At 72.4% G+C, this 18,284-nt stretch carries 15 protein-coding genes; 8 read left to right on the top strand and 7 right to left on the bottom strand.

Annotated features, from left to right (window positions below; genetic code table 11):
• Nucleotide 1 precedes the first annotated feature (1 nt).
• The 3 genes from TR48_RS18115 to TR48_RS18105 all read right to left on the bottom strand — a co-directional run bounded on the left by TR48_RS18115 (nt 2) and on the right by TR48_RS18105 (nt 3,078).
• Nucleotides 2-2,113: a SpoIIE family protein phosphatase gene (locus TR48_RS18115; RefSeq protein WP_042368455.1), complete on the bottom strand. Its 2,112-nt coding sequence runs from the start codon at nt 2,111-2,113 to the stop codon at nt 2-4.
• Between the two features lie 132 nt (nt 2,114-2,245).
• On the bottom strand, nt 2,246-2,662 hold the full coding sequence (locus tag TR48_RS18110) for a secondary thiamine-phosphate synthase enzyme YjbQ (protein ID WP_042368453.1): 417 nt from the start codon (nt 2,660-2,662) through the stop codon (nt 2,246-2,248).
• A gap of 47 nt (nt 2,663-2,709) precedes the next feature.
• Nucleotides 2,710-3,078 carry a BlaI/MecI/CopY family transcriptional regulator gene (locus tag TR48_RS18105; RefSeq protein ID WP_042368451.1) on the bottom strand — a complete coding sequence of 123 codons (369 nt, stop codon included), beginning with the start codon at nt 3,076-3,078 and terminating at the stop codon, nt 2,710-2,712.
• 124 nt (nt 3,079-3,202) lie between these two features.
• Here TR48_RS18105 and TR48_RS18100 point away from each other — a divergent pair, with 124 nt between their 5' ends.
• From TR48_RS18100 to TR48_RS18085, 3 genes are all read left to right on the top strand, one after another.
• Entirely contained in the window at nt 3,203-3,859 is a 657-nt protein-coding gene (locus TR48_RS18100) for a DedA family protein (RefSeq protein ID WP_042368449.1), read from the top strand.
• A gap of 17 nt (nt 3,860-3,876) precedes the next feature.
• A complete protein-coding gene (locus tag TR48_RS18095; RefSeq protein WP_084729539.1) occupies nt 3,877-4,494 on the top strand; it encodes a phosphatase PAP2 family protein in 618 nt (205 codons plus the stop codon).
• 161 nt (nt 4,495-4,655) lie between these two features.
• Nucleotides 4,656-5,147, top strand: a complete 492-nt coding sequence (locus TR48_RS18085; protein ID WP_042368441.1) for a GNAT family N-acetyltransferase — start codon at nt 4,656-4,658, stop codon at nt 5,145-5,147.
• A gap of 25 nt (nt 5,148-5,172) precedes the next feature.
• On the opposite strand, the gene TR48_RS18080 is transcribed toward TR48_RS18085, so the two are convergent.
• From TR48_RS18080 to TR48_RS18065, 4 genes are all read right to left on the bottom strand, one after another.
• Nucleotides 5,173-5,787 (bottom strand): DUF1707 SHOCT-like domain-containing protein, encoded by a 615-nt coding sequence (locus TR48_RS18080; protein ID WP_236652203.1) that lies wholly within the window; start codon nt 5,785-5,787, stop codon nt 5,173-5,175.
• 321 nt (nt 5,788-6,108) lie between these two features.
• Complete coding sequence (locus TR48_RS18075) at nt 6,109-7,209, bottom strand: ROK family glucokinase (protein WP_236652202.1); 1,101 nt, start codon at nt 7,207-7,209, stop codon at nt 6,109-6,111.
• 96 nt (nt 7,210-7,305) lie between these two features.
• Nucleotides 7,306-8,871 carry a PucR family transcriptional regulator gene (locus TR48_RS18070; protein ID WP_042368437.1) on the bottom strand — a complete coding sequence of 522 codons (1,566 nt, stop codon included), beginning with the start codon at nt 8,869-8,871 and terminating at the stop codon, nt 7,306-7,308.
• 234 nt (nt 8,872-9,105) lie between these two features.
• On the bottom strand, nt 9,106-11,133 hold the full coding sequence (locus TR48_RS18065; RefSeq protein ID WP_042368435.1) for a M3 family metallopeptidase: 2,028 nt from the start codon (nt 11,131-11,133) through the stop codon (nt 9,106-9,108).
• A 257-nt stretch (nt 11,134-11,390) separates the two neighbouring features.
• Here TR48_RS18065 and TR48_RS18060 point away from each other — a divergent pair, with 257 nt between their 5' ends.
• The 5 genes from TR48_RS18060 to TR48_RS18040 all read left to right on the top strand — a co-directional run bounded on the left by TR48_RS18060 (nt 11,391) and on the right by TR48_RS18040 (nt 18,110).
• On the top strand, nt 11,391-12,296 hold the full coding sequence (locus tag TR48_RS18060; RefSeq protein ID WP_042368433.1) for an FAD binding domain-containing protein: 906 nt from the start codon (nt 11,391-11,393) through the stop codon (nt 12,294-12,296).
• The gene (locus TR48_RS18055) at nt 12,293-12,781 is read left to right on the top strand and encodes a (2Fe-2S)-binding protein (RefSeq protein ID WP_042368431.1); all 489 of its coding nucleotides are present in this window, start codon (nt 12,293-12,295) and stop codon (nt 12,779-12,781) included. Before TR48_RS18060 ends, TR48_RS18055 begins: the two co-directional genes overlap by 4 nt.
• Nucleotides 12,778-15,135 (top strand): xanthine dehydrogenase subunit D, encoded by a 2,358-nt coding sequence (gene pucD / locus TR48_RS18050; RefSeq protein WP_439654476.1) that lies wholly within the window; start codon nt 12,778-12,780, stop codon nt 15,133-15,135. The genes TR48_RS18055 and pucD overlap by 4 nt, the downstream gene beginning before the upstream one ends.
• Nucleotides 15,136-15,402: 267 nt before the next feature.
• A complete protein-coding gene (locus TR48_RS18045) occupies nt 15,403-16,878 on the top strand; it encodes an NCS2 family permease (RefSeq protein ID WP_042368430.1) in 1,476 nt (491 codons plus the stop codon).
• A 71-nt stretch (nt 16,879-16,949) separates the two neighbouring features.
• Complete coding sequence (locus TR48_RS18040) at nt 16,950-18,110, top strand: XdhC family protein (RefSeq protein ID WP_042368427.1); 1,161 nt, start codon at nt 16,950-16,952, stop codon at nt 18,108-18,110.
• The last annotated feature ends 174 nt before the right edge of the window (nt 18,111-18,284 follow it).

Here is an 18,284-nt window from a genome sequence, read left to right as displayed (position 1 = left end):
GTCACTTCGCGACCTCCGCCCACACCACCTTGCCGGTGTCCGTCCAGCGCACCCCCCACCGGGTGGTGAGCCGGTGCACGATCTGCAGCCCGCGGCCGCCCTCGTCGAGGAGGCCGCCCCGGCTCAGCCGCGGCCTGCCGTTCCCGGTGTCGCCCACCTCGCACAGCAGGCCGTGCCCGGCCCTGATCACCCGGACCGTGACGGGCCCGGTGGCGTGGCGCACCGCGTTCGCGACCAGCTCGCTGACCAGCAGCAGCACCGTTTCCGTGGTGTCGTCCGCGGCGCCCCACTGCCGCAACAGCGCAGCGATCCGCGCGCGGGCACGGGCCGGAGCGTCGGGGCGGGCGGGCAGCCGCCAGGTCGTCGTGTCCCCCTTGCGGTAGCCGATCATCCGCGCGAGCAGCAGCGTCACGTCGTCGCGCCGACGGGCGGGCGCGAGCGCGGCGACCACGCGGCGGGCGGCCTGCTGCAGGTCCTCCCACGGGTGGACGGTGGACACGGCCGCCGACAGCCTGCCGATGCCCTCGTCGATCGACACGGCCGGGTCCTCCACCAGGCCGTCCGTGTACAGCGCCAACAGGGAGCCCGGGGGCGTGTCGAAGGTGTGCACGTCGAACGGCTCGCGCAGCGCGAACTCGGCGCCGAGGCCGGGGTGCGGCCGCACCGCGAGCTGCTGCGCGTGCCCGTCCGGCGAGAGCAGGACCGGGGGCAGATGGCCGGCGCTCGACAGCGCCACCTGGTGGCTGACCGGGTCGTAGAGGGCGATGCAGCAGGTCGAGCCCAGGGCGCTGTAGCCCGCCGCGAGCCCGGAGTCCGCGTCGTCCAGCAGCGTCACGGTCTCGTCCAGGTGCTCCAGCACCTCGTCGGGGGCCAGCCCGGCGGACAGCAGCGCGCGGGCCTCCATGCTCAGCTGGCCCATGATCGCGGCGGCTCCCAGCCCGTGGCCGACGACGTCACCGACGACCAGCGCGGTCCGGCCGTCCGGGAGCGGAAAGCTGTTCACCCAGTCGCCGCCGACGCCCGCGCTGTCGGGGGTGGTCGGCTGGTAGACGCTGGCGATCTCGACCGTGTCGCCACCGGTCCGGGGCAGCAGGCGGCGCTGCAGCGCCAGCACCTGCGTGTGCTCGCGCTGGTGCTGACGGGCCAGGTCGACGTGATGGGCCGTCCTGGCCACGAGTTCCTGCAGGTCGAACAGCTCGCTGTCGCGAAACGGACGGTCCGCCCGTCGCCAGACCTCCGCCACGCCCAGCACGACCGGCGGCTCGCCGGCGAGGACCAGCGGAATGCACGCCACACCCGCCGACCGGTCCACGGGCACCAGGGCCCGCATCACCTGCGCGCCGCCGAACACCCGCTCCAGCGCCTCCCGGTCCGGGATGACGACGGCCTGCGGCGTGTCGTCCCGCAGGACCGCCAGCGCCAGCAGACGGCTCGCGTCGCCCGGCAGATCGTCGCCCGGGGTCACGTAGCCCTCGGGCCACGCCCGGTCCGGCACCAGGGCGGCGCGCCGCAGCCGGATGCGCCCCTCGCCGTGGCCGGTGATCCCCTCACCCGTCCACACGGCGTAGTCGAGGTCGACGGCGGCCACGTCCCCCCACGCCAGCAGGGACTGGGCCAGGGCCTGCGCGGTCTCGCCGATGTCCAGCGAGGTGCCGATCGCGGTCTCGGCCGCGTACAGGTGCAGCCGCGTGGCCATGGCGATCAGGGAGACGGTCAGGCCCTCCTGGGGCGCCGCGGCGGGCAGCACGCTCATCGAGACGACCAGCTCCGACCCGTCGTCGCGCCGCAGCCGCTGGATCCGGGCGACGTGCGCCTCGCCGGTCTGAAGCACCTGGTGCAACCGCCGGGTGACCGTCGGCACGTCCCCGGGGGGAAGGAGATCGACGAAAGGGCTCCCCACCCCGGCGTGCAGACCGGCGAACACGGGGGCGTTCAGACTGCAGCGAGTGATCCGCAGCTCCCGGTCCAGGCTGACCGCGCCGAGGATCTGGTCCTGACGGCCGTTGGCCGGATCTTCGGGCGCGCTCGCACCGCCGCCTGAGAGGTCGCGCTCCAAGGCGCTGCTGACCAGGTCGAACGGCGAGGAGGACGAGGGAGAGGGTGTGGAGTCCATGCGGCTCCCTCAGCGATCCCCGGCGCGGAGCCGGGGCTCTGTTCTGCCCGTGTGACGGGGCCCCGAGATGCCTGACCGCACATCTCATTCAATAACACGGGGAGCCGCTTCGCGCCGTGGCCGTCCCGGGCGTCACGCCAGGAAGCTCAGCCGGACGGTGCGCACGGGGTTGTCCCCGTTGGTGTCCACCAGCACCACCGACTGCCAGGTGCCGAGCGCCATGCGCCCGTCCACCACGGGCAGCGTCGCGTGCGGGGCGACCAGCCCGGGCAGCACGTGGTCGCGGCCGTGGCCGGGCGAGCCGTGCCGGTGACGCCAGCGGTCGTCGGCCGGGAGCAGCTCCCGCAGCGCGGCCAGCAGGTCGTCGTCGCTGCCGGCGCCGGTCTCGATCACGGCGACGCCCGCGGTGGCGTGCGGCACGAAGACGTTGAGCAGGCCGTCCGCGCCGGCGGACACCTCCTCGAGGAAGGACCGGCAGCGCTCGGTGAGGTCGACGACCGTCTCGCGGTGCCCGGTGGTGAGTTCGAAGGTGCGGGTGCGCATCGTCATGGGCCCATCTTCCACGGGAAGGGGCCCGGCGGTTCAGCCCCGGCGGTTCAATCGCCCAGCAGGCGGCGCAGGTGTTCCTCGTCCTCGTCGCTCAACCCGGAGACGAAGCGCGCGAGCACGGTCTCGCGGTCCTGCTGCTTGTCGAGCTCGCTGCGCATCCGGCGCGCCGCGAGGCCCGGCGCGTCGGCGACCTCACGCGCGGGCGCGTAGGCGAACGCGCGACCGCTTCGGGTGCGCTCCACGACCCCCTTTTCGTGCAGTCGCGAGAGGATCGTATTGACGGTGGTCCGGGCCAGGCCGCCACCCAGCGACCGCTGGATCTCGGCCGGCGTCATCGGCCCCGCCGCCGCCCACAGCACGGTCAGCACGCTCGACTCCAGCTCACCCGGATGCCGCCGCTGCCCCTCCGTCGCCACGTGCGAGCCACCCTTCCGTCGTCTTCGTGATTCCGCGGTTCCATCCACTACAGTGACACGGAACGACTACACGCATGTAGACGATAAACGATTCGCAGCCACTATCGCAGGAGGATCGAACCCCATGGCCCCCGACCCCACGGGCGTGCACCAGCTCGCGGTGAACATCCTCGACGCGAACTCGCTGCTAGCCGCCTTCGGCGCTCTCGGCATCCTGGTCGTGCTCTTCGCGGAGACCGGCCTGCTGGTCGGCTTCTTCCTGCCCGGCGACTCGCTGCTGTTCACCGCCGGCCTGCTCTGCACCACCAGCAAGAACGGGGTGCACCTGAACCTCGGCGCGGTGCTGGTCTGCGCCGCCGTCGGCGCGCTGCTCGGCGCCCAGGTCGGCTACCTGATCGGGCACAAGGGCGGCAAGGCGCTGCTCGCGCGCACCAGCAACAAGCACCTGCTCGCGGGCGCCGACCGGGCCGAGGAGATCCTGGCCAAGTACGGCCACGCGAAGGCGATCGTGCTGGCGCGCTTCATCCCCGTCGTGCGCACCGTCCTCAACCCGATGGCCGGCGCCCTCAACGTGCCGGTGAAGACCTTCACCCTGTGGCAGGTCGTCGGCGGCCTGCTCTGGTCGGTGGGCGTGACCCTGGCCGGCTACGCGCTCGGCTCCAGCATCCCGGACATCGACAAGTACCTGCTGCCGATCATCGGTCTGATCGTCGTCCTCTCGGTCATCCCGATCGGCCTCGAACTGATGCGCTCCCGCAAGAGCAGCGCCTCCGCGGAGTGACCACCCCCTTGAACACCGTGAACGACCTCGCACTGAACGGGGCCCCCATCGACGGCGGCCTGTACACCTGGTTCACCCGGCAGGCGCAGAGCGCGCCGCACTGGCTGGACGACCTGGTCTCCTTCTACGCCACCCTGGGCCTGGGCGTCTTCGCCCTGCTGATGATCTGGGGCTGGTGGCAGGCCCGCCGGGCGCGCAGCGCCGCGGCGATGGCGACGGCGCTCTCCGTGCCGGTGGCCGTCGTCCTCGCCTACGTGGTGAACGACCTCCTCAAGAGCGTCTTCACCGAGGTCCGACCATGTCAGGCGATCGCCCACACGGTCACCCTGCAGCCCTGCCCCGGCGTGGGCGACTGGTCCTTCCCGAGCAACCACTCGACCATCGCCGCCGCCTCCGCCGCGGCGCTGTGGATCCTCGACCGCAGGATCGGGATCATCGCCGCGGTGCTGGCGCTGTTCATGGCCTTCTCCCGCGTGTGGGTCGGTGCGCACTACCCGCACGACGTGGTCGTCGGCCTGGTCGTGGGCACCGTGGTGGCGATCCCCGCCACCCTGGCCGCGCGCCGCTACGCGCCGCCGCTGGTGGTGCGGCTGCAGAGCGGGATGCTGCGCCCGCTGCTGACAGCCGCCGACTGAGCCCCCGCCCAGAGGTCCACCGACGCCCCCGGCTCCAGGCGCTCGTACGCCGTGCCGGGGGCGATCTCGTCCAGCGCGAAGGCGGCGGTACCCAGCTTCGTGGTCGTGAGGCTAGCCTGCTCGAAGCCGTCGTCCCGTCGGAACCACGAGGAGCCGCACCGGTGATCCGTCCCGCCGCACCCGCCGATCTCGCGGCGGTCGCCGCGGTCTACGCCCACTACGTGCGGGAGACGGTGGTCACCTTCGACGAGGTGCCGCCCACGGAGGCCGACTGGGGTGCGAAGGCGCGGGAGCTGGCCGCCCTCGGCCTGCCGTTCCTCGTCGCGGAGGTCGACGGCGAGGTGGCCGGGTACGCCTACGTGAACCGGTACCGGCCCAAGGCCGCCTACCGGCACACCGGCGAGGACTCGATCTACCTCGCCCCCGGCCGTACCGGCCTGGGCCTGGGCAGCGCCCTGCTGGACGCGCTGCTGACGGCCTGCGAGCACACCGAGCTGAGGCAGTTGGTGGCGGTGATCGCGGACTCCGGGAGCGACGCCTCCGCCGCGCTGCACCGCCGCTTCGGCTTCGAGCCGGCGGGACGGCTGCGGGAGGTGGGGTTCAAGCACGGCCGGTGGATCGACACCGTCCTGATGCAGCGCGCCCTCGGCTGAGCGCCCGGCGCCTCCCCCGCCCGGCTCAGCGCCACTCCCGCCACGGGTATCCGGCGTCGCCGGCACGCCGCACACGGACCTGCCCGAAGACCGCGCGGCCGGTGATCCGCACCGTCGGGCCGTCCGACTGCGTCTCGTCCGTCCGGCTCGACAGAGCCCGCTTGGAGAACAGTGCGCTGCCCTCGTCGTAGACGCGGACGTGCGGCGGGAGCACCAGCTCGATCAAGCCGCAGAAGGCGTCCGCCTCGATCACCACCTCGCGCCGCGTGAAGACCGCGTGCCGCAGGTCGATCACGAGCTTGCCCCAGCGCGCCCGCACCACACTCGTCGGCGGCACCGGCCACTGCCCACCCCGCCGCACCTTGCTGAACAGCGCCGTCACCGGCTGCGTGCTCGGCGGCACGACCGGCTGCAGCTCCGTGGCCGAGACCGGCAGGTCCAGCGTCAGCGGATGCAGCTCGGCCAGCGTCCGCGCCCCGTACGCGGCCTCCAGCCGCTGCGCGTGCTCGTCGGGATCGAGATGCCCCGTCGCGAGCGCGTCCGCCAGCACGGCGGCGACCCGGTCACGATCGACATCCCCGGCCCGCAGGGCCGGGCCCTGCCCCTCGCTGGACGCGGGAAGCGGTGCGGGCTCGTTCACGACGGCATGCTCCTGAGGTCGACGACGGCGGTAGCAACACGATATGTCGCGACTGTAGCGCGGTCAATGAGGTCAACGAGTTGCGCTGCTCAGCGGGCGACTCAGCCGATACGCGGCTCCGCCGCCTGGGCGCGACAAGCCCGCAGGCTTGCTCCCGCGCTTGGTCGCACCCTCCAGGGGCGCGAGACCCGGCGCGACAAGCCACCGGCGTGCGGACGGTCCCCCAGCAGCAGGGCCTTCCGCACCGGGTGCGTTGCTCGCGCCCGCGCGGCGGAGCCGCACATCGGCTGAGCCTCGCGCCCCCGGTCGTGCAGCTGACCGTCAGCGTTCCAGTGGGGTCCACCACTGGGTGCGGCGGCGGCCGACGCCCGTGCGGGAGACGCGTTCGGCGCGTTCGACGCGCGCGCGCTTCACCGTGCGAAAGCGGCGGGCGCGACCGCGGGCGAGGTCGGCCGCGCCGATGAGGCCGGCCGTGTTGCCGAGCTCGGCCTCGAAGATCTCCGCCTCCGGGCGGAATCCGCGGCCGGTGAGGTTGCGCCGGTACGCCTCGCGCGCCGGCGCGAGCAGCAGCTCGCCCGCCGCCGAGACGCCGCCGCCGATCACGAACCGGCCCGGGTCCAGCGCCGCCGCGAGATTGGCCAGCCCCAGGCCGAGCCACTGGCCGATCTCCTGCAGCAGCTCCACCGCGCAGGGGTCGCCCGCCTGCGCCGCCTCCGTGACCAGCGGGCCGGTGATGGCCGAGACGTCACCCTCGACCCGGTCGAGCAGCGGCTGCGCGACGGGGGACTCCGCCGCCGCCAGCTCGCGCGCCTCGCGCACCAGCGCGTTGCCGGAGGAGTACTGCTCCCAGCAGCCGCGGTTGCCGCAGGGGCAGCGGTGGCCGCCCGGCACCACGGTCATGTGGCCGAACTCGCCCGCCATGCCGAAGCGGCCGCGCTCCAGCCGGCCGCCGTGGACGATCGCACCGCCGATGCCCGTACCGAGGTTCACCATGACCAGGTGCTCCTCCCCCGCGCCCGCGCCGAAGCGCCACTCCGCCCAGGCGGCGGCGTTGGCGTCGTTCTCGACGATGACCGGGAGCTTGAGGCGGTCGCTCAGTGCCTCCTGCAACGGCTCGTTGCGCCAGCTCAGGTGAGGGGCGAACAGGACGCGCGACCGCTGCGCGTCGACGAACCCGGCCGCGCCGATGCCCACCGCGTGGACGTCGTGCCGGTCGGCGAGCGCGAGCACCAGCTCGGTGATGACGTCCTCGACGACCTTGGGGCTCTTGCTCTTGTGGGGCGTCTCGGTGCGCAGCTGCTCCAGGATGCGGCCCTCGCCGTCGACGACCCCGGCGGCGATCTTCGTCCCACCGATGTCGATGCCGACCGTCGGCAGACGCAGGGCCGTCCTGCGGACGTATTCGGCGTAATCGCTGCTCAACTCGCGTCCGATCCGTGTTCACGCTGTCAGGTGCCGTCCATCCTCCCGCGTCGCGGCCCCGCGACGCGATTCGGCCCGCGCGAACGGATCAGCGGCTCAGCTCAGTTCGAGCGCGAGGAAGAAGTCCACCCGGTCCTCCAGGCGGGCGAGGTCACGACCGGTCAGCTCCTCGATCCGCCCGATCCGGTACCGCAGCGTGTTGACGTGGACGTGCAGCGCGGCGGCGCAGCGGGTCCAGGAGCCGTCGTAGCGCAGGAACGCCTCCAGGGTGCGGACGAGGTCCGCCTGGTGCTCCAGGTCGTAGGAGATCACACGGTCCAGCAGCCGGGAGCGGAAGGCGCGGCGCACCTCGTCGGGAACGGCCGCCAGGAGCAGCACGTGGGAGGCGAGCTCCTCGGGTCCGGCGACACACAGGCGGCCGAGGCGGGCGGAGGCGATGCGGCGGGCGTGCCGGGCCTCCTCCAGCGCGCCGCGCAGGCCGCCGACGCCGTCGGCGGGGGCGCTGACGCCCACGGTGAGCCGACCGTCCGGGCCGAGCCCCGACTCGAGCGGCGCGAGCAGCTCGGCCAGCACCTCGGAGGCGGTCCGCTCCCCCTCCGGCTGCGGCAGCACCACCACGGCCGCGTCGGCGTCGTCGCCGACCAGCGCACGGTCGTCCAGACCGGTCAGCGCCTCGGTGACGGCCTCGCGGGCCTCCCCCTCGGCGAGGGCCTGACCGGCCACCGAGACCACCACCCAGGTGCGCGGCAGGGGCAGTTCGGGGCCGCGGCTCATCGCGTGCGCGGCTTCGAGTGCGCGCTGCAGCTCGTCCGGCGCGGCGTCGCGCTGGAGCAGGGTGATCATCTCGTCGGCGAGCCGGGTGCGCAGCGTGCGGCCCTCGTCGCGGCGGACCCGCTCGGCGGAGACCAGGCCGGCGAGGTTCTCGGCGAGCTGGCGGCGCTTGGGGGTCCAGTCGGTGATGTCGCCCTCGACGGCGAGCAGCCACTGGGCGAGCGGCGTCCCGCCCGGGACGGGCAGCAGGGAGAACTGACGCTCGCCGACGCGAGTGCGGCTGGCGGGCGTGCTGCGCCTGCGCTGCGCCTCCAGGTGGGCGCGGACCAGCGCCTCCCGCTCGGCGGCGTCGAGCCCCTCGACCGGGCCGGCGACCATGCGGGCGGTCGGGGTGAGCACCCAGCTCTCCAGGTCCACGTCGCCGCCGAGAAGCTGCAGCACGGCGTCGAGGCCGGCGCCGCTGGCGGCGGAGACGAGCATGCGGTGGCGCTCGACCAGCGCGGAGAGGTCCGCCGCGCGGTCGGCGGAGACCTGCCGGTTGACGAACTCGGTGACGGCGCCGAAGGCGACGTCCTCGCCGACGGCGAAGAGCGGCATGCGGTGCCGCTCGCACGCGTCGATCAGGTCCTGCGGCACGGGCCCGACCTCGGCCTCGCCCGCGGCGAGGCCGGCGGCGCCGCCGGAGGCCAGATGGCGGACGAAGCGCTCGGAGTCCTCCGGCTCGTAACGCCACAGCATCCCGGTGAGCACGAACTCCCCACCGTGCAGGTACCGGCTCGGATCCCGCAGGTCGGTGGTCATCACGCCGGTCACCACGCGGTCGAGCTCGTCGCTCCCGGCGAGCAGCCGCATCGGCGGTGCGGCGGGGGCCAGCAGCGCACCGATCCGCACGTCGGGTACCTCCGAAACTCGGCAAAAGGGATGGGCTTCCGGGGAACGGTACCGGAACCCTCAGGGGCGCGAGCAATCGAAGCGACCTGTGGTTGCACCATCAGGGGCGCGAGGAACTGGCGAGGAACTGCGCGAGCAAGCGCCCCGTGCGGAGGGCCCTGCTCGTTCGGGGACTCACCACTCAAAGTGGCTTGTGGCGCAGTTCCTCGCGCCCCTGTGGAGTGGCCACGACCCTCAGTCTTCGAGCCCGCGGCGCTTCAGCAGTGGCTGGATCTCCGGGGCGCGGCCGCGGAACGCGGCGAAGGCGGTGAGGGGGTCCACGCTGCCGCCGGGGCTGAGCAGCGTGCGGCGGAAGATCTCGCCGCTCTCGCGGACCGGACGGCCGGGCTGCTTGAACCACTCCACCGTGTCCGCGTCCAGGACCTCGGACCAGATGTAGCCGTAGTAGCCCGCGGCGTAGTAGCCGCCCGCGAAGACGTGGGCGAAGTAGCCGGTGCGGTAGCGCGGCGGGATGGACGGGTGGGCCAGGCCGTACCGCTCCAGCGCCGCCGTCTCGAACGCGGCGGCGTCGCCCGCACCCTCACCCTCGGGGGTGGTGTGCCAGGCCCAGTCCAGCAGGGTCGCGGCCAACTGCTCGACGGTGCGGAACCCCTCGCCGAAGTTCTGCGCCTCGCGGACCCGGGCGACCAGCTCGGGCGACATCGGCTCGCCGGTCTCGACGTGGCGCGCGTAGTTCTCCAGGACCTCGGGCCACTCCTGCCACATCTCGTTGACCTGGGAGGGGTACTCGATGAAGTCGCGCGGCACCTCCATGTACTGCGAGGGGTACCTCACGTCGGAGAAGAGCCCGTGCAGCGCGTGGCCGAACTCGTGGAAGAGCGTGCGCACCTCGTCCCAGCTCAGCAGGGCCGGCTCGCCCGCCGGGGGCTTGGCGATGTTGAGGTCGTTGGTGACCACCGGCAGCTGGCCGAGCAGGTGCGACTGCTGCACGTACTCCGTCATCCACGCGCCGCCGCGCTTGGACTCGCGGGCGTAGTAGTCGCCGATGTACAGGCCGAGCGGGCGGCCGTCGGCCTCGCGAACCTCGAAGACGCGGGCGTCGGGGTGGTGGGCGACGAGGTCCTGCCGCTCGTGGAAGGTGATGCCGTAGACCAGGCCGGCGGCGTGGAAGACGCCGCGGTGGAGCACGGACTCGAGCTCCAGGTAGGGGCGCATCTGCGCGCCGTCGATCTCGTAGCGCTCCTTGCGGACCCGCTCCGAGAGGTACTGCCAGTCCGCCGCCGCGACGCTGGGCACACCCGCGGAGGCCGCCAGCGCCGCGCCCTCGCGGTCGGCGTTCGCGACGGCGGGGGCGACGAGGCGGCCGAGCATCGACTCGACGGCGTCGGTGGTGCCCGCCGTCTGGTCGGCGACCTCGTACGCGGCGTGCGAGGGGAAGCCGAGCAGGCGGGCGCGCTCGGCGCGCAGCTCGGCCATGCGGACGGCGAGCGGACCGTTCTCGGTGAGGCCGCGGCCGAGCGAGGCCTCCAGCAGGCGGGCGCGGAGCCCGGCGTCGGTGAGCGAGGCAAGCTCGGTCTGGTTGCTGAAGCTCTTCAGGCTGAGCACGTACCGGCCGTCGTGGCCCAGCGCCTTGGCGTTCTCCGCGGCGGCGGCGATCGCACCGTCGGGGAGGCCGTCCAGTTCCTCGGCGGTGTCGAGGACCAGGGCGGCGGCGCGGGTCGCGGCGAACAGGTTGGTCTCGAAGGTGGTGCCCAGGGAGGCCAGCTCGGCGTTGAGCTCGCGCAGGCGGGCCTGGCCGGCGTCGTCGAGGCGGGCGCCGCCGCGGACGAAGCGGGAGTGCCAGCGGTCCAGCAGGCGCAGGTCAGCCTGGTCGAGGTCGAGCTCCGCGCGGCGCGCGTGGACGGCGTCGATACGGGCGAAGAGAGCCGGGTCGAGCTGGATCGCGTCGGTGTGCGCGGCCAGGCGGGGGGTGATCTCGGTGTCGAGTTCGCGCAGCGCCGGCGTGGAATCGGAGGAGACTTTGTTGAAGAACACCAGACTCACCCGGCGCAGCAGCTGTCCGGTGCGCTCGAGGGCGACGAGGGTGTTCTCGAAGGTCGCAGCTTCGGGGTTCGCCGTGATGGCGGCGATCTCCGCGAGTTGCCCGGCCATACCGGCCTCGAAGGCGGGCAGGTAGTGGGCCTCCTCGATCTCCGCGAACGGCGGGAGCTCGAAGGGAAGTGCGCTGGGCTGCAGGAACGGGTTGGCCGTCGGGTTTGTCACAGCTCAGACACTACGGCCCGGGGTGTCAACCGCGCCCACGCGTTTCGCGACCGGAGAACAAGCCTCCGGGCTCCATCCGCAGGCCGCGTGCCGTTCGCCGCGCGTTGGAGAAACGTACAGCCATCCGGGTGGGCTCGGCGGCGCGGCTCATGCCATCAGTGACTGACGCCACACCACCTGCGAATTGTGTACTGCTCACACCTCCCCATGCACCTCCCCACGCAACGCTCGTCGTACCCACCGAAGGAGTCACCCGCATGGAGTTCCTGCGGCCCGCCACTTGGGACGAGGCACTCGCGGCGAAGGCCGAGCACCCGTCCGCGCTGCCGATCTCCGGCGGCACGGACGTGATGGTCGAGCTCAACTTCGACCGTCACCGCCCGTCCGCCCTGTTGGACCTGAACCGGATCAGCGAGCTGACCGCATGGGAGTCCGGCCGTTACGAGGGCCAGGAGGGCGAGGTGATCCGGCTCGGCGCCGCGGTCCCGTACGCCCGGATCACCCGCGAACTGAGCACGGAGCTGCCCGGGCTCTCCCTGGCCGGCAACACCGTCGGCTCGCCGCAGATCCGCAACCGCGGCAGCGTCGGCGGCAACCTCGGGGGCGCCTCGCCCGCCGGTGACGCCCACCCCGCATTGCTCGCCGCCGGCCGTGACGTCCTCGTCGAGGCCGAGTCGGTACGCGGCACCCGGCTGATCCCGATCGACGAGTTCTACGTCGGCGTCAAGCGCAACAGCCTGGAGCCGGACGAGCTGATCCGCGCCGTCCGCATCCCCGTGGCCGACGGCCCGCAGCAGTTCTCGAAGATCGGCACCCGCAACGCGATGGTCATCGCGGTGTGCGCCTTCGGCATCGCGCTCCACCCCAAGAACGGCACGGTCGGCACGGGCATCGGCTCGGCCGCCCCCACGCCGCGCCGCGCGGTGGACGCCGAGGAGTTCATCGGCGGCGAGCTGGCCGAGCGCGGCCTGTGGCAGTCCGGCGGCCTGATCGGCCCGGCCGCGATCCAGCGCTTCGGTGAGCTGGTCGCCGCCGCGGCTTCCCCGATCGACGACGTCCGCGGGACCGCCGCCTACCGCCGTCACGCGCTGGCGGTCATGGCCCGGCGGACCCTGACCTGGACCTGGAACGAGTACACGCAGTCCCTGAGGAGCGCAGCATGAGGGTGACCTTCACCGCCAACGGCCGCGAGGTCGAGGCGGACGACGTCTGGGAGGGCGAGAGCCTCCTGTTCATGCTGCGCGAGCGTCTGGGCCTGCCCGGCTCCAAGAACGCCTGCGAGCAGGGCGAGTGCGGCAGCTGCACCGTCTACCTCGACGGCGCCCCGGTCTGCTCCTGTCTGGTCGCGGCCGGCCAGGTGCAGGACCGCGAGGTCCGCACCGTCGAGGGCCTGGCCGACCCGCAGGGCAGCCTGGACGAGGTGCAGCAGGCCTTCGTCGACGCGGGCGCCGTCCAGTGCGGCTTCTGCACCCCGGGTCTGCTGGTGCAGTCCCACGACCTGCTGGAGCGCAACCCGCAGCCCAGCGACAACGACATCCGCGAGGCCCTCTCGGGCAACCTGTGCCGCTGCACCGGCTACGAGAAGATCATGGACGCCGTCCGCCTCGCCTCGGCCCGCAAGTGTTCGAGCTCGGAGGTGGCGCAGTGAGCACGATCCGCACCGAGAAGAACCTCCAGGGCATCACCACCGCCCATCCGGACGGCATCGGCGGCTCGCCGCTGCGCCCCGACGGCATCCTGAAGGTCAAGGGCGAGTTCGCCTACTCCTCGGACATGTGGCACGAGGACATGCTCTGGGGCATGGCGCTGCGTTCCCCGCACGCCCACGCCAGGATTCTCTCCGTGGACGTCTCCGAGGCGGTCAAGCACCCCGGCGTCCAGGCGGTGATGACCCACGACGACATCCCGGGCTCGAAGTTCTACGGCCTGGAGATCAAGGACCAGCCGGCGCTGGCCATGGGCAAGATCCGCTACCACGGCGAGGCCATCGCCATCGTGGCCGCGGACCACCCGGAGACGGCCCGCCGCGCGCTCGCCAAGATCAAGGTCGAGTACGAGATCCTGCCGACCATCACCACCGAGGAGCAGTGCCTCGACCCGGAGACCTACGGGTACGTGCACGAGCCGGCCGAGTACAAGGGCCACGCCTCCGGCAACGTCGTCCACTCGCAGAAGGTGATCTCCGGCAAGGGCGTCACCGACGAGGTGCGCGCGATGGCGGACGTCGTCATCAAGGGCGACTACGTGGTCGGCATGCAGGACCAGGCCTTCCTCGGCCCGGAGTCGGGCCTCGCGGTGCCCGCCGAGGACGGCGGCGTCGACCTCTACATCGCCACCCAGTGGCTGCACGTGGACCGCGAACAGATCGCGCCGGTGCTGGGCCTGCCGGAGAACAAGGTCCGGCTCACCCTCGCGGGTGTCGGCGGCGCCTTCGGCGGTCGCGAGGACCTGTCCATGCAGATCCACGCCTGCCTGCTGGCGCAGCGCACCGGCAAGCCCGTCAAGATCGTGTACTCCCGCGAGGAGTCCTTCTTCGGGCACGTGCACCGCCACCCGGCGAAGCTGACCTACGAGCACGGCGCGACCCGTGACGGCAAGCTCGTCTACTGCGACGCCCGGATCGTGCTGGACGGCGGCGCCTACGCCTCCGCCTCCCCCGCGGTCGTCGGCAACGCGGCCTCGCTGGGCATGGGCCCCTACGAGGTGCCGAACGTCAACATGCTGGCCGTCGCGCTCTACTCCAACAACCCGTCCTGCGGCGCGATGCGCGGCTTCGGCGCGGTCCAGGCCTGCTTCGCCTACGAGGCGCAGATGGACAAGCTGGCCGCCGAGCTCGGCATGGACCCGGTGGAGCTGCGTCAGATCAATGCCGTGGAGCAGGGCTCGATCATGCCGACCGGTCAGGAGATCGACGCCCCGGCCCCGGTCGCGGACCTGCTGCGCCGCGTCAAGGCACTGCCGCTGCCGCCGGCGCTCGACACCACGCACCTGGACGTCCGCGACATCCCCGGCGCGCTGTCCAACACCTCGCACGGCGAGGGCATCGTGCGCGGCGTCGGCTACGCGGTCGGCATCAAGAACGTCGGCTTCTCCGAGGGCTTCGACGACTACTCGACCGCCCGCGTCCGCCTGGAGGTCATCGGCGGCGAGCCGGTCGCCATGGTGCACACGGCCATGGCCGAGGTCGGCCAGGGCGGCGTCACCGTCCACGGCCAGATCGCCCGCACCGAGCTCGGGGTCGAGCAGGTCACCATCCACCCCGCCAACACCGAGGTGGGCTCGGCCGGTTCGACCTCCGCCTCGCGGCAGACCTACATGACCGGCGGCGCCGTCAAGCTGGCCTGCGAGGCGGTCCGCAACGAGCTGGTGGCACTCGGCCGCAAGCGCTACGGCTGGACGTACAACGACCTGTCGCTGGTCGGCGGCAAGGTGGTCTCCGCCTCCGCCGGCGCGCTGGTCCCGATCGCGGACCTGCTCGGCGACAGCGCCATCGACCTGACCCGTGAGCACCACCACCGTCCCACCGTCCCGTTCGACAAGGAGACCGGGCAGGGCTTCGGCCACGTCCAGTACACCTTCTGCGCCCACCGCGCCGTGGTGGACGTGGACGTGGAGCTGGGCCTGGTCAAGGTGGTCGAGCTGGCCGCCGCCCAGGACGTGGGCAAGGCGCTCAACCCGCTCTCCGTGGTGGGCCAGATCCAGGGCGGCTCCACCCAGGGGCTCGGCCTGGCGGTCATGGAGGAGATCGTCGTCAAGGACGGCAAGGTCAGGAACCCGTCCTTCACCGACTACCTCATCCCGACCATCCTGGACACCCCGCCGATGCCGGTGGAGGTGCTCGAACTCGCCGACGAGCACGCCCCGTACGGGCTGCGCGGCGTCGGCGAGGCGCCCACCCTCTCGTCCACCCCCGCCGTCGTGGCGGCCATCCGCCAGGCCACGGGTCTCGCGCTGAACCGGGTACCGGTCCGGCCCGAGCACCTGACGGGCACCGGGGAGTAAGCGGATCCCCCAGACCACCCCGGGGCGGGGACAGCCATGTCAGGTCTTCCCGCCTCCGCCCCGGGGTCATCCCGACGCACCAAAAAAGCAGCACAGAAAGAAACCGATGTACCCCGCACCAGCCGGCACGACGCCTTCGCCGAGGCCCGTGACACACCGGCAGCACCATCCCTGAAGCGCGCCGCACCGTCCCCTGTTTCCCCACCTAGCGGGTCACCCAGGCCGGCCGCCCCACCCCAACCCCCTTCGAAACTTGGGAGTGGAACCGTGACCCAGATCTCCACGGAACCCAGCGTCTCTCCGTCCGACCCCGACAGACCCACGCCGAAGCCGAAGAACGTCATCGACAGCTTCTTCAAGATCACCGCCCGCGGCTCCACCATCGCGGGCGAGGTCCGAGGTGGTCTCACCACCTTCATGGCGATGGCGTACATCCTGTTGCTGAACCCGATCATCCTGTCCGTACCGGACGTGAACGGGAACCATCTCAGCCACGCACAGGTCACCACCGCCACGGCCGTCGCCGCGGCGATCACGACCATCCTGCTCGGCATCGTCGGCAACGCGCCGCTCGCCGCGGCGGCCGGTCTGAGCGTCTCCAACACCCTTGCCGCGGTGATGGTGCCTCATGTCACCTGGCCGCAGGCCATGGGCCTCTGTGTCATCTACGGCGCCGCGATCGTGCTGCTGGTCGTGACCGGCCTGCGCGAGAAGATCATGAACGGCATCCCGATGGCGCTCAAGCACGCCATCACCATCGGAATCGGCCTGTTCATCGCGCTGATCGGCCTGGTCAACGCCGGCTTCGTGTCCCGCATCCCGGACGCCGCCCACAGCGACACCCCGCTGCAGCTGGGCGTCAGCGACAACCTGCAGGGCTGGCCGGTGCTGATCTTCGCGATCACGCTGCTGACCATCTTCATCCTGCAGACCCGCAAGGTCCCGGGCGCGATCCTGATCGGCATCGTCGTCGGCACCGTGCTGTCGCTGATCCTCAACGCCGCGCTGAACATCCCCGACGCCACCTGGGGCATCTCGGTGCCGAAGTGGCCGGGGAACCCGGTCGCCTCACCGGACTTCGGGCTCCTCGGGCACATCGACCTGTTCGGCGCGTTCGGCAGCAAGGGCATGGGCGCGCTCAGCGCCGGTTTCGCCGTCTTCGCGCTGGTCCTGGCCGGATTCTTCGACGCGATGGCGACGATCATCGGCATCGGCACCGAGGCGGGCCTGGCCGACGAGCAGGGCCGGATGCCGGGCCTGTCCAAGGCGCTGTTCGTCGACGGCACCGGCGGCATCATCGGCGGTGTGGCCGGAGCCTCCGGGCAGACGGTCTTCATCGAGTCGGCCACGGGCGTCGGCGAGGGCGCGCGGACCGGTTTCTCCAGCGTCGTCACCGGTCTGGTCTTCGCGGCGATGCTGTTCTTCACCCCGCTGGCCGGCATGGTGCCCGGCCAGGTCGCGGCGGCCGCGCTGGTCGTCATCGGCTCGATGATGCTGGCCCAGGCCCGCCACATCGAGTGGGCCGACCGGGAGGTGGCGATCCCCGCCTTCCTCACCATCGCCCTGATGCCGTTCACCTACTCGATCACCGCCGGTGTCGGCGCGGGCGTCATCGCCTACTGCGCCATCAAGGCCGGCCGTGGCCGCTGGCGCGAGCCGGGCGTGCTGATGTGGGGTCTGACCGCGGTCTTCCTCGTTTACTTCGCGCTGCATCCGATCAAGCTCTGGCTCGGGATCCACTGAGCCGACGCCGGGCCGCCCTCCACCGGGAGGGCGGCCCGGCACCACCCGTAGCAACCGTAGGAGCGCCTCCCATGCAGGACATCGCCGAGCAGCTCGCCGCCTGGCACGCCGCCGGACGCCCCTTCGCCGTGGCCACCGTCGTCGCCGTGTCCGGGAGCGCCCCGCGCGACCCGGGCGCCGCACTGGCTGTGGACGCGGACGGTGAGGCTGTGGGCTCCGTCTCCGGCGGGTGCGTCGAGGGCGCCGTCTACCAGCTGTGCCAGGAGGCACTCGCGAGCGGCGAGCCGGTGCTGCACCGCTTCGGCTACAGCGACGAGGACGCCTTCGCCGTCGGCCTCACCTGCGGCGGGATCATCGACGTCTTCGTGCAGCCGGTCGCCCCCGGGGCCTCCGACGGCATGGACGCGGGCGTCGCCTACCTCCGCTCGGGCACCCCCGTCGCCCTGGTGCGCTGCGTCAGCGGCCCGGCCGAACTGCTCGGCGCCACCGTCGCCGTCACCGGTGACACCCACCACGGGAGCATCTCCGCGCCGCTGCTCGAAGGGGCCGCGGTCCGCCAGGCCCGCGCCATGCTCGACGCCGGCCGCACCGGTCAGCTGACGTTCGCCCTCGACGGCCGTCCCTGCGACCCCAACTCCGATGCGGCGGCGGTCTTCTTCGTCGAGTCCTACGTGCCCGCCCCGCGCATGATCGTCTTCGGGGCCATCGACTTCGCGGGCGCGGTGGTCCGGGTGGGCAAGTTCCTCGGCTACCACGTGACGGTGTGCGACGCCCGCCCGGTCTTCGCCACCGAGCGCCGCTTCCCCGAGGCGGACCGTGTGGTGGTCGACTGGCCGCACCGCTACCTGGACGCGGAGGCCGCCGCCGGTCGCCTGGACGCGCGGACCGCGCTGTGCGTGCTGACCCATGACGCCAAGTTCGACATCCCGCTGCTGGAGCGCGCGCTGCGGATGCCGCTCGGCTTCGTCGGCGCGATGGGCTCGCGCCGAACCCACCACGAGCGGCTCGACCGCCTGCGCGAGGCGGGCCTGACCGAGGTGGAGCTGACGCGGCTGCGCTCCCCCATCGGCCTGGACCTCGGCGCCCGCACCCCGGAGGAGACGGCGGTGGCCGTCGCCGCCGAGATCGTCGCGTACCGCCGCGGCGGCGGCTGCCTCCCGCTCAGCGCCCACGACGGCCCGATCCACCATGACGCGCGGCCGACGGCCGAGGAACCTCGCCGGATCGCCTGACTTCAAGAACTGAAGCCGTAGCCCGCAAGCATCCCCTGGTTTTTGGCCGTTTTGACTTAACAGTTTAAAGGCATAGTGTCGGCACGTTGACTTTGTTCTTCAGGAGCGCAACGTGACCACCACTCTCGCACCCGGGAAGGCCGCGGCGTCGGACACCCTCGGGCACGTCGTCTT

It is taken from the genome of Streptacidiphilus neutrinimicus (genome assembly GCF_000787815.1).
GTDB lineage: Bacteria > Actinomycetota > Actinomycetes > Streptomycetales > Streptomycetaceae > Streptacidiphilus > Streptacidiphilus neutrinimicus.
Note: the sequence above shows the minus strand (reverse complement) of the source record. Positions and strands in the feature narration are given on the sequence as shown.